We start from the raw sequence: 18908 nt of genomic DNA on the forward strand, positions 1-18908 counted from the left end.
TCATTATTTTACAGCTTCTTTTAGTTCTTTACCAGCTTTGAAAGCAGGTACTTTAGAAGCTGCGATTTGCATTTCTTCACCAGTTTGTGGGTTACGGCCTGTACGAGCAGCTCTTTCACGAACTTCGAATGTACCGAATCCGATAAGTTGTACTTTTTCACCAGCAGCTAAAGTGTTAGTGATTGATTCTACTACAGTTTGTACAACTACAGTAGCTTCTTTTTGAGAAATCTCAGCATTTTGTGCTACGTTTTTAATTAATTCTGTTTTGTTCATGTTTTTCACCTCATATGTAAATAATGCTATTTAAGTTGTTATTATAACGTATAAAACATTCGAGAACAAGTGTACGTACATATATTCGCAAAAAAAATGAAATTTGTAATATTTTTTAGGACATTTTATAGACATTCCATTTAAGCGGACAGAGATTTGTTCTTCATTTCAGTCTTCTCTTGATGAGAAGGTAGTTTCTTATTATAAGATATGAAGTAAGGTAGTGCTACAAATAACATACCTCCTACTAAATTTCCAAAGAAAACAAAAATAAAGTTTGGAAAATATTCAGCCCAAGTGAAATGACCGGCAAAAATTGCGGCTGGGATGACAAACATATTTGCTACAACGTGTTGAAATCCAATCGCAACAAAAGTCATAACTGGGAACCAAATACCGATAATCTTTCCGATAAATTCTTTACTTCCCATACTGAGCCAAACAGCTAAACAAACGAGCCAATTACATCCGATTGCAGAAATAAATGCTTGCAATGGTGTATCTTGTAGTTTCGCTTGAGCGATAGAAATAGTTTTCGCTAAAAAAGCTCCTTCAGTTAAGCCGACGATATGACCGAAAAAATAGGCTACGAATACAGCTCCTATGAAATTGCTAAATGTAACAATAACTAAATTTCGTATGAAATAAAATAAAGTAATTTTCTTTTGAAGCCAAGCCATAGAAACTGTCATCATGTTACCAGTTACTAGTTCACCGCCTGCAAGAATAACGAGAATGAGACCAACAGGGAATACAGCAGCGCCTAGAAAACTAGAAAATGATCCCCAATATTTTGGCATTGTCCCAATAACATGAATATCGAGTAAATACCCTAATGCGATAAAAGCGCCACCAAAAAAACCAAGAATTAGCATAGGGAGCAATGATAAATGAGCTTTTTTTCTTCCTGAATTCGCAGCAAGTTCCGTAATTTCTTCTGGTGTAAATACAGACATGAATAATCCCTCCGTAATAAAATGATGGAATGAATAGAAAAAAATTCAAAAATCTATGTATTATAAAAATATGTTATGACTTCTGTATAAAATTGTCAAAGTGAATAGAGAGGAAATTACATATTGATAACATTGTTCATATTGTCACATGAATGTAACAATAAGGATTTAAAGTGTTTCTAGAGGTGAAAACATGAATACGAATCATGTAAAAAAAGAACGAAAAAAATCAATCGTAAAGATATTTATTATTAGTTTTATAAGTATATTAATGATACCAGTAAGTTTGTATTATTATGCGACAGAAATAGAACGAAAACTAGTAACCGTTACATGGAATGAAATAGAAGCTTCTACAATTCCTAAAGAGTTTAATAATAAAAAAATATTGCAGTTTTCAGATGTACATTTAGGACCAGAGTTTACACTGAAACAACTTGAACATTTAGTGGAGAAGATGAATGAATTACATCCAGATATAGTAGTTTTTACCGGAGATTTAATAGATAAATTTGGGTCTTATAGTGCGGAAAGAGAAGCAGCGAAGGCTATTTTGCAGAAAATTTACGCTCCCTTAGGGAAATATGCTGTGTTTGGGAATCATGATAGGGGCGGGGGCGGTAGTTTATTTTACAAAAAATATATGGAGGAAGCTGGTTTTTCTGTATTAGTAAATGAAGTGCAGAAAATTAAAGTGGAAAACGGCAAATATATTACAATATCAGGTTTGGATGATTTTCTATTAGGGAAGCCGAAAATAGATTCAACTTTAAAAAACTTGAAACAAAATGATTTCAACATGTTATTAGTACATGAGCCGGATGTTGTAACCAAAATAAATCGTTACCCAGTTGATCTTCAACTGTCAGGACATAGTCACGGAGGACAAGTCCAAATCCCTTTTGTAGGTCCGTTAATTACTACCAAACTAGCTGAGAGCTATGTTGAAGGTATGTATGAAGTGGAGGGGAAGAGTAAGCAGTTATATTTATATGTAAATCGTGGTATTGGGACTACTAGGATGCCTGTTAGATTTTGTAGTGTACCTGAACTTTCAGTTTTTGTGTTGAAGCAAAAGAGTGACTAGAATATTTAACAATATGATTCGGAGGAACGTGCGATGTTGGGCGATGGAAAACAGTTTCTTAAAACTTTAGATGTGACAAAGTAATTTTCATAAATAAAAAACAACAATAGGACCTATAAAGGGTCCTATTGCTGTTTTTATCCTGCATTGATTGCCCATAAATGTCCGATTGATGGGGGCTAATTATAGTTTTACTTTGTTATTTTTGCAAGGAAAGACCATCAAAATATGTTCTATAGTTATTTGAGAATTCGAAGTTGTTTTTTGCATCCCAATTAATAGACCAAGACATTAGGCCGCGGAATGCAGGATAGCCACTCTGGTTAGAAAGTTTATACTTTCCTCCGAACGGAACTCCTTTAATGATATAATTTAAAGCTTTTTTCATTTCAGTTGGCGAAATGTATCCACCACTTGGAGCTGCCGCTGGTGCTGCTGGAAGCCCAATCATGACTTGATCTGAACGAAGAGCTGGGAAAATGTTATTTGCATTACCACCTACAGGAAAACCATGTAAGAGCATATCTGCCATAGCGACCTCGTAGTCTGCAGTACCTTGATTGTAGTTATTACCGTCCATTCCAATCCCGCTACCAGCGTTGTAGTGTTGAACATGAATGTATGTTAGTTTATCTTTCACTCCGTAAATAATTGGTAAATATGCACCCCATATGCTTCCATATGCGCTATAACCGCCTTGAACATAAGCTGTTTCAGGAGCCATGCTTAATAGAAAATCTGGACCATAATGATCTGAGATTGTTCGAATAGCTGATATAAGATTTACGATTTGGGGAGTAGTTGGATTTTTGAAATTAGTGTCATTTCCGTTTAAGTAAATACCTGATTCAAGGTCAATATCTATCCCATCAAAACCGTATTTATCGATTAGAGACTGTATGGAATTAATAAAACGATCCTTAGCGGCATTGTCAGGAAGTAAAACAACTCCATTTTGTCCACCTATTGAAAGAACTACTTTCTTTCCTTTACTTTTTAAATAAGAAATATCTGATTTGAAGTCTGCATCTGTACCATACACAGGAGAAAATTCAACAGTGGAACGATCACCACCAGTTTCACCAAAAGATACATTGATTACATCCCATTTTGATGAAACGTCTTTTAATTTAATAATGCCAGTACCGTTATCAAAGTTATGCCAATATCCAACGAGTAATTTTGAACCTAAATTGTTTGCTGCTTGTGCTTGGAAAGGGGATAGCGGTAGAAGTAAGAACATTACTAAAATACAACAAAAAAATTTGAACTTGTTTAACATATCAACACTCCTATACAAAAAGTTGTCTAGATGTATAATCTTGTTTATTTAATAATATCTGAAAATTCTTTCTTTTGTAAGGGGACTATAATTTTCTCAACAATTGTGTATGGGAAAGTATTAAACCTAATGTAATAATTTTTGAAGAAGGTTGAATTGCAATTTTTAAATTCAGAATATTTTGATACATTTTAAAGTATAGGACAAAATCTTTCGCACAGTACTCTTACATAAGTTTCAAAATTTAGTTTGGAAGGGGATGTACAAGATTTGGATAAAAATCTAAAGAAAGACCTCAAAATACGCCACATTACAATGATTTCAATTGGCGGCGTAATAGGGGCTGGTTTGTTTGTTGGAAGTGGTGCAGTTGTACATTCGGCAGGACCAGGTTCTATCGTTTCATATGCATTAGCAGGACTTCTAGTCATTTTCGTCATGAGAATGCTAGGAGAAATGGCAGCTGTTAATCCGACAAGTGGTTCATTTGCAACGTATGCAAGAGAAGCGATTGGTCCTTGGGCGGGTTATACAATAGGCTGGTTATACTGGTTTTTTTGGGTAATTGTTATTGCAATAGAAGCCACAGCAGGTGCTGGTATTATCCAATATTGGATTCCACAAATACCGCTTTGGTTATTAAGTTTAATATTAACAATTTTATTAACGCTGACGAACGTTTTTTCGGTGAAATCATTTGGAGAGTTTGAATATTGGTTTTCTTTTATTAAAGTAATAAGTATTGTTTTGTTCCTTTGTCTAGGTCTTGCTGTTATTTTAGGATTTGTTCCAGGAACAGAAGCACCCGGCACTTCGAATTTAATTGGACAAGGTGGATTTATGCCAAACGGTATAAGTTCGGTCCTGCTTGGAATTACTGTTGTTATATTTTCATTTATGGGATCAGAGATTGTAGCAGTAGCCGCAGGTGAATCTGCAGAACCTGTAAAAGCAGTAAAAACAGCAACAAACAGTGTGATTTGGCGTATTCTTGTATTTTTTATTGGGTCTATAGCGGTAGTTGTTACGCTACTGCCATGGAATTCAGCAAACATATTAAAAAGTCCATTTGTAGCTGTACTTGAACATATAGGAATACCAGCGGCAGCACAAATTATGAATTTTATCGTTTTAACAGCTGTACTTTCTTGCTTAAATTCAGGCTTATATACAAATTCAAGAATGCTTTTTTCAATGGCAGAAAGAGGAGATGCTCCAAATTCATTTTTAAAATTGAACAGTAGTGGTGTTCCCGTTCGAGCGGTTTTATTTGGAACTTTCTTCGCTTATATTGGAGTTGTGTTTAGTTACATTTCTCCAGATAAAGTCTTTTTGTTTTTAGTGAATGCATCTGGCGGGATTGCGTTACTAGTTTATCTCGTTATTGCAGTTTCGCATTTAAAGATGCGTAAAAAAATGGGGAAAGTAGAACAACAAAATTTGAAAGTGAAAATGTGGCTTTTTCCGTATGTAACGTATGTTACAATTGCTGCTATTATAGCAGTTTTAGTTGCGATGTTCGCAATTGATACTTTACGTTCACAAGCATTTTTAACAATGTTTGTTACTGTTCTTATAATACTTTCTTATTTTATTTTTAATAGAAATAAAAATATCACAGTTTTGCATCCTAAAAGTAAGAATGAGGAATCTGTTCGATTCTAATTTTCTTATTTTCGAAGAGAGTTACACCCAATCATTGCTATAAAAGAATCATATATAATCATAGAAACAAGTAATTACTATTGTCATAGTGAATATAAACTTTTTTCTTGACTTTTTATACGAAGGCGAGCAAAATGGTAAAAAAGGAAGGGGGGATGATGATGGAAGAGTATGTATTAGAGCTGTATAACCTGTTATATACGACAGAATGGCAAGATATTGTTTCGTTTCTAGGAATCGTATTTTGCATGAAAATTGTAATTGTATATATGGAAGAGCAAGGTATGTTCTATTCCTTCTCATCTCCGTTCGATGTGCAGCGCGAGCCGTTGCTAAACTATGCCAATGTGAATTACGAACAATTTCCTTTTGTAGTTTTCTTTATGATTCGATTTATTACAGCAATTGTAAGGAAAAAGGAAAGTGACGATGAAGAGTGCCACTCAACTTGTAATATAGCGAATGTTTTTTAAGCTAAATACAAGGAGGAGATTTATATGTGGTTTCGATTTCTTATGATTGGTTTCTTTTCATTAACAGCAATTTCATTAATGGGATATCAAGTGTCTGAAATTTTTCAAGCATATAGCGATACATTTTTTAACAAAAACTAATCGCATTGCTATTTGAATAATAAAGCGATAAAATCCTTCTTAAGAAGTTTTATTAAGAAGGATTTTTTTCTTTGTCTGGTCTTGCTGTGTCAAACTATTGTCACATTTACACTGTGAATAATATGTTAAAATAGTGAGGTTATGTATACATACTTGAAGGAAGAGGGAGTGACCATTTTGGTGGATCAATCAACAAATCAGAAAAGCTATGCTCCTATTGTGATAACGCTTTCTGTAATTGTAAATGCGATTATTTTATTTTTGTTCTTTGGACCTGTTGGCTATGAAGGAGAAGTACATTTTGATGTAACGATTTTACCAATGTTAAACGCGATTTTTAATAGCTTTACGTTCGTATTTTTATTAGCAGCGTTATTCTCTATTATTAAAAAGAATGTGAAAATGCATCGTGGTTTTATCCTTGCAGCATTTACGACAACTTTACTATTTTGTGTGTCGTATTTATCGTATCATTACTTAGCGCCGGCAACACATTTTGGCGGAGAAGGATTCATTAAATATGTGTATTTCATCATTTTAATTACACATATTATCCTAGCAGCAATTATCGTACCACTTGCATTGTTTGCGCTTGTATTTGGTTTTACAAATCAATTAACACGTCACCGTAAAATTGTACGTTGGACGATGCCGATTTGGTTATATGTAAGTTTATCTGGTGTTATTGTTTACTTAATGATCTCACCTTATTACCAATAAAAAAATCTCAGCCTGTAGGCTGGGATTTTTTTATTAAGCAAATATTTTTGTGAAATGAAAAAAATATGGTATACAAAAGTATAGTTGCTTTTCATATAGAAGGGATGGTAAAGAAATATGCAAAATTTTGTATTTCGTAATCCAACGAAACTTATTTTCGGTAAAGGTCAATTAGAACAGTTAAAAACTGAAATTCCACAGTTCGGTAAAAAAGTTCTTCTCGTATACGGGGGAGGCAGCATTAAAAGAAACGGTATTTATGATAATATAATTTCTATTTTAAAGGATATTAATGTAGAAGTATTTGAATTAACAGGTGTTGAACCGAATCCACGTGTATCAACTGTAAAGAAAGGGATTCAAATTTGTAAAGAGAATGGTGTTGAATTTATTTTAGCAGTTGGTGGAGGAAGTGTAATCGACTGTACGAAGGCAATTGCAGCTGGTAGTAAGTACGATGGAGATGTATGGGATATTGTAACGAAAAAAACATTTGCTAATGAGGCATTACCATTTGGTACTGTACTTACTCTTGCAGCAACAGGATCTGAAATGAATGCAGGCTCGGTAATTACAAACTGGGAAACGAATGAAAAGTATGGATGGGGTAGCCCGGTTACTTTCCCGCAGTTTTCGATTTTAGATCCAGTTCATACTACTTCTGTACCGAAAGATCAAACAATTTACGGTATGGTAGATATTATGTCGCACGTATTAGAACAATATTTCCATCATGGAACGAATACAGAACTACAAGATCGTTATTGTGAAGCTGTTTTAAAAACAGTAATTGAGACAGCTCCTAAGCTTTTAAGTGATTTAGAAAATTATGAGCATAGAGAAACTATTTTATATTGTGGTACTATGGCGTTAAACGGCATTTTAGCAATGGGAGTAAAAGGAGATTGGGCGACTCATAATATTGAGCATGCAGTTTCTGCTGTTCATGATATACCACACGGGGGTGGCCTTGCGATTTTATTCCCGAACTGGATGAAGCATGTTGTAGAGGGAAATGTAAGTCGTTTTAAACAGTTTGCTATTCGAGTATTCAATGTAGAAACAGATGGAAAGACTGATCGAGAAATTGCGTTAGAAGGAATTCAGGCGTTACGTCAATTTTGGACTTCAATTGAGGCGCCAGTAACATTATCTGATTACGCTATTGGAGAAAATGAAATTGATTTAATGGCGGATAAAGCGATGGCGTATGGTGAATTTGGTAACTTTAAAAAATTAAATAAAGATGATGTTTTAAGTATATATAAAGCTTCTTTATAAGTGAATTTAGAAAAGAAACCTATTTGATTGTTTGATCGAATAGGTTTCTTTTTGCTGTTTATAAACGTTTTTGGATGTTTTTGATTATTTTTGATTGTTTACGGTTGATTTTTGTGACCGTTTTCATTATACTGTAATCAAAGAAGAGGTGAATAAAATGTTAACTCCTGAACGTCATCAAATGATATTGCAACTTGTAAAAGAACAGAAAGTTGTAAAATTACAGCAATTAGTTGAAAGAACAGAAAGCTCTGAATCGACAATTCGCCGTGATTTAGCGCAATTGGAAAAGCAAAGGTTATTAAAAAGAGTTCATGGTGGTGCCGCTGTTTTAACAGGAAAAGGGCAAGAACCAACGATGGTTGAAAAATCATCCAAAAACATTCAAATAAAACAACAAATTGCTAAGTATGCGGCTAGCGTTATTGAACAAGGTGATTGTATTTATTTAGATGCAGGAAGTACAACATTTGAAATGATTCCATTTTTAATAAATAAAGATGTTACTGTCGTTACGAATGGACTTATGCATATTGAAGCTTTAGTTGAAAATAATATTCGTGCGTATTTACTAGGCGGAATGATGAAGAGTAGGACGAAAGCTTTAATCGGTGCTATGGCACAGGAAAGTATGCAGAAGTATCGTTTTGATAAATGTTTTTTAGGTGCAAATGGTGTACATGAACAGCTTGGCTTTACAACGCCAGATCCAGAAGAAGCGCTCTTAAAACAAATGGCATTAACATTAGCAAACGAAGGATATTTCTTAATTGATGAAAGTAAGTTTTCAGAAGTTGCATTTGCGAAAATTGCAAATGTTGAAGATGCAAATATTATTACAAACCATTTAGAAATTGATTTAGAAAAATATAAACAACAAACCAATGTAATTGAGGCTGATAAACAATGATCTATACAGTTACTTTAAACCCATCTATTGATTATGTAGTGCAAGTTTCTTCTTTTGATTTAGGAACAATAAATCGAGCGGAAAAAGATATGAAGTTTCCTGGAGGAAAAGGAATTAATGTTTCTCGTGTTCTTCAGCGTTTAGGTGTTAAAAATATAGCACTTGGATTTACTGGTGGATTTACTGGTCAATTTATTAAAGAGGTATTACAGACGGAAGGTGTAACAACAAACTTCGTCCAAGTAGATGAAGATACTCGCATTAATGTGAAAATAAAAGGGGAAGAAGAAACAGAATTAAATGGCCAAGGTCCTATTGTAACAAAAGAGCAGTTCGAACAGTTAATGAAAAAAATTGAGAGTATGCAACCTGGAGATTGTGTTGTACTTGCTGGGAGTGTACCAGTTTCTATTCCAAGTACCTTTTACGAATCAATTGCTGCGTTTGGAGCTGAAAAAGGTATTCGTGTAGTAGTAGATGCAAGTGGAAGTGCACTGCAACATGTAATTAAAAATAAGCCATTTTTAATTAAGCCAAACCACCATGAACTTGGTGAGTTGTTTGGAGTGGAGCTTTCAACAGTAGAGGACGTTTTACCTTATGGAAGAAAATTAATTGAACAAGGTGTAAAACACGTTATCGTATCGATGGCTGGAGAGGGAGCTTTATTATTTACGGCAGAAGGTATATATGAAGCGACTGTTCCAAAAGGTGTTGTAATTAATTCAGTTGGGGCCGGGGATTCTCTTGTTGCAGGGTTTGTAGGCAAATATGAACAGACAAAAGATATTGAAAAGGCATTTCAATACGGCGTTGCAACAGGGAGTGCAACAGCATTTTCAGCTGATTTATGTAAGAAGGAAAAAGTAGAAGAATTATTGTCGCAAGTAATTGTAGCTAAGCGATAGGGGGAAGCAACATATGAAAATTACAGAACTATTAAAAAGGGATACAGTCATTATGGATTTGACAGCTTCAAATAAAGAAGCTGTCATAGATGAATTAGTTGAGAAATTAAACGGGGCAAATCGTTTAAATAGTAAAACGGAATTTAAAGAAGCTATTTTAAAGCGGGAGGCCCAAAGTACGACTGGAATAGGGGAAGGTATTGCAATACCTCATGCGAAGACAAAGGCTGTTAAACAACCATCGATTTGTTTTGGTAGAAGTGTAAGCGGTATCAATTATGAGTCGCTTGACGGACAGCCAGCACACTTATTCTTTATGATTGCTGCAAGTGAAGGAGCGAATAACACTCATTTAGAAACGTTGTCTCGTTTATCGACATTATTAATGGATGAAGGATTTCGCAAGCAACTATTAGAAGCAAAGGATGAAAGTGAGCTTCTTCAACTATTTGATGAAAAAGAGAATGAAAAAGAAGAAGAGATTGAAGTCGCAAAACCAGAAGGAAATGAACCGTACGTACTTGCTGTTACAGCTTGTCCAACTGGAATCGCTCACACATATATGGCAGCGGATAGCTTAAAAGCAAAAGCGACAGAATTAGGAATAGCGATTAAAGTTGAAACAAACGGATCAACAGGTATTAAAAACGGTTTAACGAAAGAGGATATTGAACGTGCAACAGCTATTATTGTTGCGGCGGATAAACAAGTAGAAATGAATCGTTTTGCTGGTAAACATGTCATTCAAGTGCCAGTTGCTGATGGGATTCGAAAAACGGAAAATCTGCTTAAGCGAGCTGTCAAACAAGATGCACCAATCTTTAAAGGTGTAAAAGAGGACGGGAAATCAGAAAGTATTGAGGGAGAAAAAGGATTAGGAATTTATAAGCATTTAATGAGCGGTGTAAGTAATATGCTTCCATTCGTTGTTGGTGGCGGGATTTTAATAGCGCTAGCGTTTTCGTTTGGTGGTATAAAGGCGGAAGGTCCTTTAGCTGAATTGTTCATGTCAATTGGTGGAGGAAAAACAGGTGCGTTTTTATTCCTTGTACCAATTTTAGCTGGATTTATTGCAAGTTCTATTGCTGATCGTCCTGGTTTTATGCCTGGTGTTGTAGGTGGATTTTTAGCGGCGAATGCGAATGCTGGATTTTTAGGTGGGTTAATTGCTGGTTTCTTAGCTGGATATGTTGTTTTAGGGTTGAAAAGATTATTTTCAGGACTACCAGTACAATTAGAAGGAATTAAACCTGTATTGTTATATCCAGTCTTTGGATTATTGATTACAGGAGTTGTAATGCAAAAAGTAGTAATTCCGCCTGTAGTAGCATTAAATGAAATGTTGACAGGGTGGTTAAATGGTTTAAACGGTACGAATGCTATATTACTAGGTCTTATTTTAGGTGGTATGATGGCAATTGATATGGGGGGGCCAATTAATAAAGCGGCATTTACGTTTGGTATTGCTGCAATAGAAGCACAGAATTTTGGAGTGCACTCAGCAGTTATGGCTGGTGGGATGGTACCGCCACTCGCGATTGCATTCGCAACTACATTCTTTAAATCAAAGTTTACAGAAGCGGAACGTAAATCTGGTTTAACAAATTATATTATGGGAGCATCGTTCATTACAGAAGGTGCGATTCCGTTTGCTGCTGCAGATCCGGTTCGAGTAATCGTAAGTTGTGTTGTTGGTTCAAGTATTGCAGGTGCGTTATCTATGTTATTCCAAATTACATTACCGGCACCGCATGGTGGATTATTTGTAATAGCGTTAGTAAATAAACCGTTACTATATATTTTCTCTATATTAATTGGAACAATTGTTTCGGCTGTTATGCTAGGTGTTTGGAAAAAGAAAGTTCAATAACAAATAAAAAGAGAGCAGTTTTAGTAGCTGCTCTCTTTTTATTACAAAAAAATAGGTTAACAATTGAATATTGATGTTTTTTGGTAAAGGATGTAACGAATTGTGAATTTTTTGTAACAAAAAAGTAACACTGTAATTTTTTCTGGAAAAAAGTTCTTGTGCTCGTATATGAAAAATATATGAAAACCACTGGAGATTGTATTAGAAATACATTTTATTAATATGGAAATTTATGTTACAACTCGTTAATCGTATATTACGAATGCTTTGTAATTGTGTGATTTCTAAAAATTCTAAAAATCTGTTGCTATAATGAAAATACGAAAACAAAGCAAATGGAGGCTATTCATGAAAAAATTATTAGGTATAGCAACAGCAGCAGTTTTTGGTCTTGGGATTTTTGCGGGTTCTGCTAAAGCGGAAACAATTGTAACAACAGACGTATTAAATGTTAGAGAAAACCCAAATGTAGAGTCAAAGCTTGTAGGTAAAGTGTTCAGTGGGAATACACTAGATGTTATAAATACAGAAAATGGATGGACAAAAATTAAGTTGAACGGTAAGGAAGCGTTTGTAAGTGCCGATTTTACAAAGAGCACATATTATGTAACGGCGGGCGTATTAAATGTTCGTGCTGGAGCGAATACTGATTCTGAAATTTTAGGTAAACTTAATAAAAATGATGTGATTGAAACGACGAATCAAGTTCAAAATGAATGGTTACAATTCGACTACAATGGAAAAGTTGGATATGTTCACGTGCCATTTTTAACAGGAACAGCACCTGTAATCGAAAAGAAAGAGGTTGTAGCTCAAGAAGAAGCGCCAGCTAGAACAAATACGCCAGTTAAAAATAATACAGTAGTTAAGAATAAAGAGTCTGTTAAGAGTAACGATTCTATTAAGAATGTAGAATCAAGTAAACCTGTGGTAAAAGAAAAACCGGCTGCAAAACCAGTTGCAAAATCTACTGAAACAAGTGCGCCTACTGGTGGTCGTGAAATTACAGTAGAAGCGACGGCATATACAGCAAATCCGAGTGAGAATGGTTCGTATGGTGGTCGTGTATTAACTGCAATGGGGCATGATTTAACAGCAAATCCAAATATGAAAGTAATTGCTGTTGATCCGAAAGTAATTCCGCTTGGATCAAAAGTATGGGTAGAAGGATATGGAGAAGCGATTGCTGGAGACACTGGTGGTGCGATTAAAGGAAATCGTATTGATGTATTAGTCGGTTCAGATGGTAGTGCTAATAGCTGGGGGCGCAAATCTGTAAAAGTGAAAGTTATACAATAGGTTATCGATATTAATATAAAAAGCGGTTGCTTGAAACTATGTAAGCAGCCGCTTTTTATGGATTATTGAAATGGATAAATAGTTTTACCTGTAATAATTTTATATGCACTGCAAAATTGCGTTTGTATATATTCTGTATTTTTATTTTCTGGATGTAATGTTGTTTCATGGAGAGTAGAATGAAAAGCCCGTAGTAAACAATTTAGGGCGAAGTATAATTCCTCTTGTGAACAATTTTGTTCTTTTGTAGAAGTGGCTAAAATGAGGTCTTTTGTCAAAGATGAAAAATTGATGGTGGATTGTTTCATAGTTAACTCATCCTCTCGAAACTATTTTTATCATGTATATGCAGAATTGGACAAACTATGTTCTTTTTTCTGTATAATTTCATGTACCGAAATGAAAGAACTTGCAATCATGCCGTTAAAATTGGTAAGATTGGGTATAATCAATAGATGGAGTATATTACATAAAGAGAGTTGAATGATATGGGAGAAGTGCAACGTGAAAAAGTTGCTGTCATCATTGGACCAACTGCTGTTGGAAAGACGAAGTTAAGTATCGATCTTGCCAAAGCGTTGAACGGTGAAATTATTAGTGGTGATTCCATGCAGATCTATCGAACGATGGATATTGGAACTGCAAAGGTAACAAAAGCAGAGATGGACGGAATTCCACATTATATGATCGATATAAAAAATCCGGAAGATTCATTTTCTGTCGCGGAATTTCAAGAACGTGTTCGCAAGCATATTCGAGAAATTACAGAACGTGGTAAATTACCAATTATAGTTGGTGGGACCGGTCTTTATATACAATCTGTTTTATTCGATTATCAGTTTACAGATGATGCTGGTGATGTGATATACCGAGAGCAAATGGAAAAGTTAGCTTTAGAACGCGGTGTGGAATATGTACATAAAAAATTGCAAGAAGTAGATCCAGAAAGTGCGGAGCGTATTCATGCAAATAATGTACGACGTGTCATTCGAGCGTTAGAAATTTTCCACATGACGGGTGAAAAAATGAGTGACCAAATTGAGAAACAAGAAAAAGAGTTACTCTATGATGTTTCATTAATTGGCTTGACAATGGATCGAGAAATGCTATACGATCGCATTAACTTACGAGTGGATTTGATGATGGAACAAGGCCTATTAGAGGAAGTAGAAGGGCTGTATAATAGAGGGATACGAGATTGTCAATCTATTCAAGCGATTGGATATAAAGAAATCTATGATTATTTTGAGAATCGAGCCTCTTTAGAAGATGCGGTGTCACAATTAAAGACGAATTCGCGTCGTTATGCAAAACGTCAATTAACGTGGTTCCGTAATAAAATGGATGTCACGTGGTTTGATGTTACAGACGGTGAAAAAACGTCAGAAATTTTACGATACATAGAAGGAAAGTTACAAGTAAAGTCGAATAATAGTAAGTAGAGAAAAAGAGGAGGATTCGACATGAAGCAATCAATCAATATTCAAGATCAGTTTTTAAATCAACTCCGTAAAGAAAATACGTTTGTTACGCTGTACTTATTAAATGGTTTCCAGCTTCGTGGACTAATTAAAGGATTTGATAATTTTACAGTCCTGCTGGAAACAGAAGGTAAGCAGCAGCTTATTTATAAACATGCAATTTCTACATTTGTACCACAAAAAAATGTTTCAATTGAATTAGAATAGTAATGAATTATTGTACATAACAAAAAAGAGCGAGTTTCCTCGCTCTTTTTTTATTTGTCATAAACAATATATGATGAAATTTAAGCGATTCTAAATACAGTAAGGCGGATATTAGTATTTCCTGTCGCAGGGATCGTAATCTCATTAAGAGTAGATTGAACAGAAATTCTTGCACCAGCTGCTAATGTTTCGATTGTAGTAAATGAAAGTGAGTCGCCTATTAAATTTGAAGAGAAATTATCAGTTGCGACTGCTCCATTAATTGAAATTCCTACTCCGAGTGGAGCGCATCCTGGCGCAGTTGTAGAAATGGATACGCTAATTACATAAATACCACCGTTAATAACAGTAACTGTATCTGTGCCGTTGAAGATAATATTGTTTACGTTAATTGCAGTACTAAAAATAAAGTTATTAAATTGCAGTACTGTTTGCTGAATATTGTTTGTTACAACAATTGTTGCTATAGGGAAGCTAGGTCCAGTTGGCCCAGTAGGTCCGGTAGGTCCACCAGAAGGTCCAGTAGGTCCAGTAACTCCTATGCCAGTAGCGCCGGTAGCACCGGTAGCACCAGTAGCACCTGTGTTACCTTGAACACCTTGAGGTCCAGTAGCACCAGTGGCACCCGTGTTACCTTGAGCACCCTGAGGTCCAGTAGCACCAGTAGCACCTGTGTTACCTTGAACACCTTGAGGTCCAGTAGCACCAGTGGCACCCGTGTTACCTTGAGCACCCTGAGGTCCAGTAGCACCAGTAGCACCTGTGTTACCTTGAACACCTTGAGGTCCAGTGGCACCGGTAGCACCTGTGTTACCTTGAACACCTTGAGGTCCAGTAGCGCCGGTAGCACCCGTTGGTCCTTGAATGCCTTGAGGTCCAGTAGCGCCGGTAGCACCAGTAGCACCTGTGTTACCTTGAACGCCTTGAGGTCCAGTGGCACCGGTAGCACCTGTGTTACCTTGAACACCTTGAGGTCCAGTGGCACCGGTAGCACCTGTGTTACCTTGAACACCTTGAGGTCCAGTGGCACCAGTAGCACCCGTGTTACCTTGAACACCTTGAGGTCCAGTGGCACCGGTAGCACCTGTGTTACCTTGAACACCTTGAGGTCCAGTAGCGCCGGTAGCACCCGTTGGTCCTTGAATGCCTTGAGGTCCAGTAGCGCCGGTAGCACCTGTGTTGCCTTGAACGCCTTGAGGTCCAGTGGCACCGGTAGCACCTGTGTTACCTTGAACACCTTGAGGTCCAGTAGCACCAGTGGCACCCGTGTTACCTTGAACACCTTGAGGTCCAGTGGCACCAGTAGCACCCGTGTTACCTTGAACACCTTGAGGTCCAGTGGCACCGGTAGCACCTGTGTTACCTTGAACACCTTGAGGTCCAGTAGCGCCGGTAGCACCCGTTGGTCCTTGAATGCCTTGAGGTCCAGTAGCGCCGGTAGCACCTGTGTTGCCTTGAACGCCTTGAGGTCCAGTGGCACCGGTAGCACCTGTGTTGCCTTGAACGCCTTGAGGTCCAGTGGCACCAGTGGCACCCGTGTTACCTTGAACACCTTGAGGTCCAGTGGCACCAGTAGCACCCGTGTTACCTTGAACACCTTGAGGTCCAGTGGCACCGGTAGCACCTGTGTTACCTTGAGCACCTTGAGGTCCAGTAGCACCAGTGGCACCCGTGTTACCTTGAGGTCCGGTAGCACCAGTAGCACCTGTGTTACCTTGAACGCCTTGAGGTCCAGTAGCGCCGGTAGCACCTGTGTTACCTTGAGCACCTTGAGGTCCAGTAGCACCAGTAGCACCTGTATTGCCTTGAACACCTTGAGGTCCAGTAGCACCAGTAGCACCCGTGTTACCTTGAACACCTTGAGGTCCAGTAGCACCAGTAGCACCTGTGTTACCTTGAGCACCTTGAGGTCCAGTAGCACCGGTAGCACCTGTGTTACCTTGAACACCTTGAGGTCCAGTAGCGCCGGTAGCACCAGTAGCACCCGTGTTACCTTGAACACCTTGAGGTCCAGTGGCACCGGTAGCACCTGTGTTACCTTGAGCACCTTGAGGTCCAGTAGCACCAGTAGCACCTGTGTTACCTTGAGGTCCAGTAGGTCCAGTAGGTCCAGGAGGCCCGCCAGAAGGTCCGGTAGGTCCGGTAACTCCTATACCAGTAGCGCCAGTGGCACCGGTAGCACCTGTGTTACCTTGAACACCTTGAGGTCCAGTAGCGCCGGTAGCACCAGTAGCACCTGTGTTACCTTGAGCACCTTGAGGTCCAGTGGCACCGGTAGCGCCAGTAGCACCCGTGTTACCTTGAGGTCCAGTGGCACCGGTAGCGCCCGTGTTACCTTGAGGTCCGGTAGCGCCAGTAGCGCCCGTGTTACCTCGAGGTCCAGTAGCACCAGTAGCGCCAGTAGCGCCAGTAGCACCCGTGTTACCTTGAGGTCCAGTAGCGCCGGTAGCGCCCGTGTTACCTCGAGGTCCAGTGGCACCGGTAGCGCCAGTAGCGCCCGTGTTACCTTGAGGTCCAGTAGCGCCGGTAGCGCCCGTGTTACCTCGAGGTCCAGTGGCACCGGTAGCGCCAGTAGCGCCCGTGTTACCTTGAGGTCCAGTAGCGCCGGTAGCGCCCGTGTTACCTCGAGGTCCAGTGGCACCGGTAGCGCCGGTAGCACCCGTGTTACCTTGAGGTCCAGTGGCACCGGTAGCGCCCGTGTTACCTCGAGGTCCAGTGGCACCGGTAGCGCCCGTGTTACCTCGAGGTCCGGTAGCACCGGTAGCGCCTGCTGGTCCAGTAGGTCCGGTAGGTCCTTGAATGAACGAAGCAGAATTAACTAGAGCAGTTTGTAATGCTGCTATTAATTTAAGAAGCTCTTGAAGTGTGCAAGGGTCAATTCGGAATAATTTTGTAATGTATAGTAAATAGTTAATGAGATTTTGAAGCTCAATAAATACAGCGCTTGCTACAAAGGTTGGATTTCTTAATATAGTTATTAAGTTTTTAATGATAGCTAACCCTTGTGCTTTCAGGGAGGAAGTAGCGTCTAGTGAACAAATAAATTTACTCAGTAGGTTCAATGTATCGATTAGATCTTCAATATTTTGGGGAGATGGATTTGCGAAAAGTGTTGGGATTATTTTTGTTAAATCAATAATAATCGCACGAAATGTTCTAAGTTGAGCTTTAGTAATTGGGATTGATGGAGTATTTGGGATTCGTCCGGCGCTACTTGGAAAGCATGGTTTGGAGAATTTGTTTTGATTGTCGTTATAACGAGACATTAAATCTCTCCTTTCTCACGAAAATGTGAACGAAACTCATCATAGTAGATGCAGAAATTAGTTAAATGGTCATAGTAAAATCGTTTGTTTAAAGAAAAAATAGAAAAAACGCCTTACAATAAGGCGTTTTTTCTATTTTCTGCGTATTGATAATATCGCTTTAATGAAATTTTTGATTTGAATCCAGCGAGTTTTATAATTTCTGATTCAGGAGTTTCTTTTTTTATTAAGTTTAAAATATAGGTGTTACGAAAATGTTGTCCTGAAATTCCTTTACGTAAATTGGCTCTAGCCACTTCGAGGCGAATCATTTTTTGTATAGCAATTTCCGTTAATGCCTTTGGTGCATCATTTTCATATACCCACCTGTATGTTCCGCGGTTAAAATCGAATGCGACAAATAATGGATCATCACTATGGTATTTAGGACGAACTGGTTCCGGGATGCTTTTGTAATAATTATATAGTTGTTTTTTGTCTTCTTTTGCTAATGTAATTGTTCTTTCTACACCTGCGGTTGCTGGGATTGATAATGTGTTAGTTTCAAAGTGAACGTGATGCATTGTTAATGCTGTAAGTTCCTGTAAGGATAAACCGTAGTCAATCAATAGATTTAAAATAGCAATATTGCGATCCATTAATAAGGGGCGCACAGGAAGTTGTTTTTCTGAAAGTCCTTCTAATGAAGTGACTATATACTTTAACCTTTTTTCTTCATCAGGTGAAATGAAATCTTCGTTACGAAGTGTACGGTCTGGTTGAATAGATATCTCCATATTTTTCAATGGATTAGGAATGTTTAGAAAATGATGCATTCTATTTAGTACAATAAATACACGATGCATCGTTTTTTCTGAGTAATGTCGATTCGTTTTTAAATCGGAAAAGTAATCTTCGTAGTCTTTTGTACAAAGTGTAGCCCATATATTACTGGAAGGGAGCTTTTTGTTTTTTTCTAACCAATGTCCGAAGTCTTCAACGTCATAAACATAACGTTTAATAGTTGAGGGTTTTCGGCCTTTATTCAATAAAAAAATAGAAAAGGCTTGTATTGTATCATGGAATTCCGTTGTCTCCATAGTCCCA

Annotated in this window: 17 protein-coding genes; 11 read left to right on the forward strand and 6 right to left on the reverse strand. The window is 37.6% G+C overall.

What is annotated here, in order from left to right; genetic code table 11:
* Positions 1–3: 3 nt before the first annotated feature.
* Complete coding sequence (locus M1D66_RS08815) at positions 4–276, reverse strand: HU family DNA-binding protein (protein WP_001043904.1); 273 nt, start codon at positions 274–276, stop codon at positions 4–6.
* Positions 277–416: 140 nt separating this feature from the next.
* On the reverse strand, positions 417–1232 hold the full coding sequence (locus M1D66_RS08820) for a formate/nitrite transporter family protein (RefSeq protein WP_000110542.1): 816 nt from the start codon (positions 1230–1232) through the stop codon (positions 417–419).
* A 193-nt stretch (positions 1233–1425) separates the two neighbouring features.
* Here M1D66_RS08820 and M1D66_RS08825 point away from each other — a divergent pair, with 193 nt between their 5' ends.
* Entirely contained in the window at positions 1426–2319 is an 894-nt protein-coding gene (locus M1D66_RS08825) for a metallophosphoesterase (protein ID WP_001095342.1), read from the forward strand.
* Positions 2320–2518: 199 nt separating this feature from the next.
* Here the strand turns inward: M1D66_RS08825 and M1D66_RS08830 are convergent, their stop codons facing one another.
* Positions 2519–3601, reverse strand: a complete 1083-nt coding sequence (locus M1D66_RS08830; RefSeq protein WP_000932441.1) for a chitinase — start codon at positions 3599–3601, stop codon at positions 2519–2521.
* 270 nt (positions 3602–3871) lie between these two features.
* Between M1D66_RS08830 and gabP the strand changes: the two genes are divergently transcribed.
* The 8 genes from gabP (at position 3872) to entD (ending at position 12868) form a co-directional block, all read left to right on the forward strand.
* Positions 3872–5266: a GABA permease gene (gene gabP, locus M1D66_RS08835; RefSeq protein WP_086386205.1), complete on the forward strand. Its 1395-nt coding sequence runs from the start codon at positions 3872–3874 to the stop codon at positions 5264–5266.
* A 134-nt stretch (positions 5267–5400) separates the two neighbouring features.
* Positions 5401–5739: a hypothetical protein gene (locus M1D66_RS08840; protein ID WP_002026213.1), complete on the forward strand. Its 339-nt coding sequence runs from the start codon at positions 5401–5403 to the stop codon at positions 5737–5739.
* A gap of 318 nt (positions 5740–6057) precedes the next feature.
* On the forward strand, positions 6058–6600 hold the full coding sequence (locus M1D66_RS08845; RefSeq protein ID WP_000228315.1) for a DUF420 domain-containing protein: 543 nt from the start codon (positions 6058–6060) through the stop codon (positions 6598–6600).
* Positions 6601–6717: 117 nt separating this feature from the next.
* Complete coding sequence (locus M1D66_RS08850; RefSeq protein ID WP_242555106.1) at positions 6718–7881, forward strand: iron-containing alcohol dehydrogenase; 1164 nt, start codon at positions 6718–6720, stop codon at positions 7879–7881.
* 157 nt (positions 7882–8038) lie between these two features.
* Positions 8039–8791, forward strand: a complete 753-nt coding sequence (locus M1D66_RS08855) for a DeoR/GlpR family DNA-binding transcription regulator (RefSeq protein WP_000957279.1) — start codon at positions 8039–8041, stop codon at positions 8789–8791.
* Positions 8788–9699, forward strand: a complete 912-nt coding sequence (gene pfkB, locus M1D66_RS08860; RefSeq protein WP_000640859.1) for a 1-phosphofructokinase — start codon at positions 8788–8790, stop codon at positions 9697–9699. The genes M1D66_RS08855 and pfkB overlap by 4 nt, the downstream gene beginning before the upstream one ends.
* A gap of 13 nt (positions 9700–9712) precedes the next feature.
* Complete coding sequence (locus M1D66_RS08865) at positions 9713–11569, forward strand: PTS fructose transporter subunit IIABC (RefSeq protein WP_000704605.1); 1857 nt, start codon at positions 9713–9715, stop codon at positions 11567–11569.
* A 348-nt stretch (positions 11570–11917) separates the two neighbouring features.
* Positions 11918–12868: a cell wall-binding protein EntD gene (gene entD, locus M1D66_RS08870; protein WP_000734611.1), complete on the forward strand. Its 951-nt coding sequence runs from the start codon at positions 11918–11920 to the stop codon at positions 12866–12868.
* Between the two features lie 62 nt (positions 12869–12930).
* On the opposite strand, the gene M1D66_RS08875 is transcribed toward entD, so the two are convergent.
* A complete protein-coding gene (locus M1D66_RS08875) occupies positions 12931–13176 on the reverse strand; it encodes a hypothetical protein (protein WP_000814429.1) in 246 nt (81 codons plus the stop codon).
* Positions 13177–13356: 180 nt separating this feature from the next.
* Between M1D66_RS08875 and miaA the strand changes: the two genes are divergently transcribed.
* The gene (gene miaA, locus M1D66_RS08880) at positions 13357–14310 is read left to right on the forward strand and encodes a tRNA (adenosine(37)-N6)-dimethylallyltransferase MiaA (RefSeq protein ID WP_000504927.1); all 954 of its coding nucleotides are present in this window, start codon (positions 13357–13359) and stop codon (positions 14308–14310) included.
* A 21-nt stretch (positions 14311–14331) separates the two neighbouring features.
* Positions 14332–14556, forward strand: a complete 225-nt coding sequence (gene hfq, locus M1D66_RS08885) for an RNA chaperone Hfq (protein WP_000813896.1) — start codon at positions 14332–14334, stop codon at positions 14554–14556.
* An 80-nt stretch (positions 14557–14636) separates the two neighbouring features.
* On the opposite strand, the gene M1D66_RS08890 is transcribed toward hfq, so the two are convergent.
* Both M1D66_RS08890 and M1D66_RS08895 read right to left on the reverse strand, forming a co-directional pair.
* Positions 14637–17822, reverse strand: coding sequence for a Gly-Xaa-Xaa repeat protein (locus tag M1D66_RS08890; protein ID WP_479831925.1), 3186 nt, complete (start codon positions 17820–17822; stop codon positions 14637–14639).
* Positions 17823–17935: 113 nt separating this feature from the next.
* On the reverse strand, positions 17936–18901 hold the full coding sequence (locus M1D66_RS08895; protein ID WP_000450326.1) for a tyrosine-type recombinase/integrase: 966 nt from the start codon (positions 18899–18901) through the stop codon (positions 17936–17938).
* Between the last annotated feature and the right edge of the window lie 7 nt (positions 18902–18908).

It is taken from the genome of Bacillus sp. PK6-16 (assembly GCF_056530295.1).

What these genes read in the sequence shown, in the direction of transcription:
- M1D66_RS08865 (WP_000704605.1), top strand. Translation starts at nt 9,713, where the DNA reads ATGAAAATTACAGAACTATTAAAAAGGGATACAGTCATTATGGATTTG.
- M1D66_RS08890 (WP_479831925.1), bottom strand. Translation starts at nt 17,822, where the DNA reads ATGTCTCGTTATAACGACAATCAAAACAAATTCTCCAAACCATGCTTT.
- entD (WP_000734611.1), top strand. Translation starts at nt 11,918, where the DNA reads ATGAAAAAATTATTAGGTATAGCAACAGCAGCAGTTTTTGGTCTTGGG.
- hfq (WP_000813896.1), top strand. Translation starts at nt 14,332, where the DNA reads ATGAAGCAATCAATCAATATTCAAGATCAGTTTTTAAATCAACTCCGT.
- M1D66_RS08825 (WP_001095342.1), top strand. Translation starts at nt 1,426, where the DNA reads ATGAATACGAATCATGTAAAAAAAGAACGAAAAAAATCAATCGTAAAG.
- M1D66_RS08820 (WP_000110542.1), bottom strand. Translation starts at nt 1,232, where the DNA reads ATGTCTGTATTTACACCAGAAGAAATTACGGAACTTGCTGCGAATTCA.
- M1D66_RS08830 (WP_000932441.1), bottom strand. Translation starts at nt 3,601, where the DNA reads ATGTTAAACAAGTTCAAATTTTTTTGTTGTATTTTAGTAATGTTCTTA.
- M1D66_RS08875 (WP_000814429.1), bottom strand. Translation starts at nt 13,176, where the DNA reads ATGAAACAATCCACCATCAATTTTTCATCTTTGACAAAAGACCTCATT.
- M1D66_RS08840 (WP_002026213.1), top strand. Translation starts at nt 5,401, where the DNA reads ATGGTAAAAAAGGAAGGGGGGATGATGATGGAAGAGTATGTATTAGAG.
- M1D66_RS08850 (WP_242555106.1), top strand. Translation starts at nt 6,718, where the DNA reads ATGCAAAATTTTGTATTTCGTAATCCAACGAAACTTATTTTCGGTAAA.
- pfkB (WP_000640859.1), top strand. Translation starts at nt 8,788, where the DNA reads ATGATCTATACAGTTACTTTAAACCCATCTATTGATTATGTAGTGCAA.
- M1D66_RS08895 (WP_000450326.1), bottom strand. Translation starts at nt 18,901, where the DNA reads ATGGAGACAACGGAATTCCATGATACAATACAAGCCTTTTCTATTTTT.
- miaA (WP_000504927.1), top strand. Translation starts at nt 13,357, where the DNA reads ATGGGAGAAGTGCAACGTGAAAAAGTTGCTGTCATCATTGGACCAACT.
- M1D66_RS08815 (WP_001043904.1), bottom strand. Translation starts at nt 276, where the DNA reads ATGAACAAAACAGAATTAATTAAAAACGTAGCACAAAATGCTGAGATT.
- M1D66_RS08855 (WP_000957279.1), top strand. Translation starts at nt 8,039, where the DNA reads ATGTTAACTCCTGAACGTCATCAAATGATATTGCAACTTGTAAAAGAA.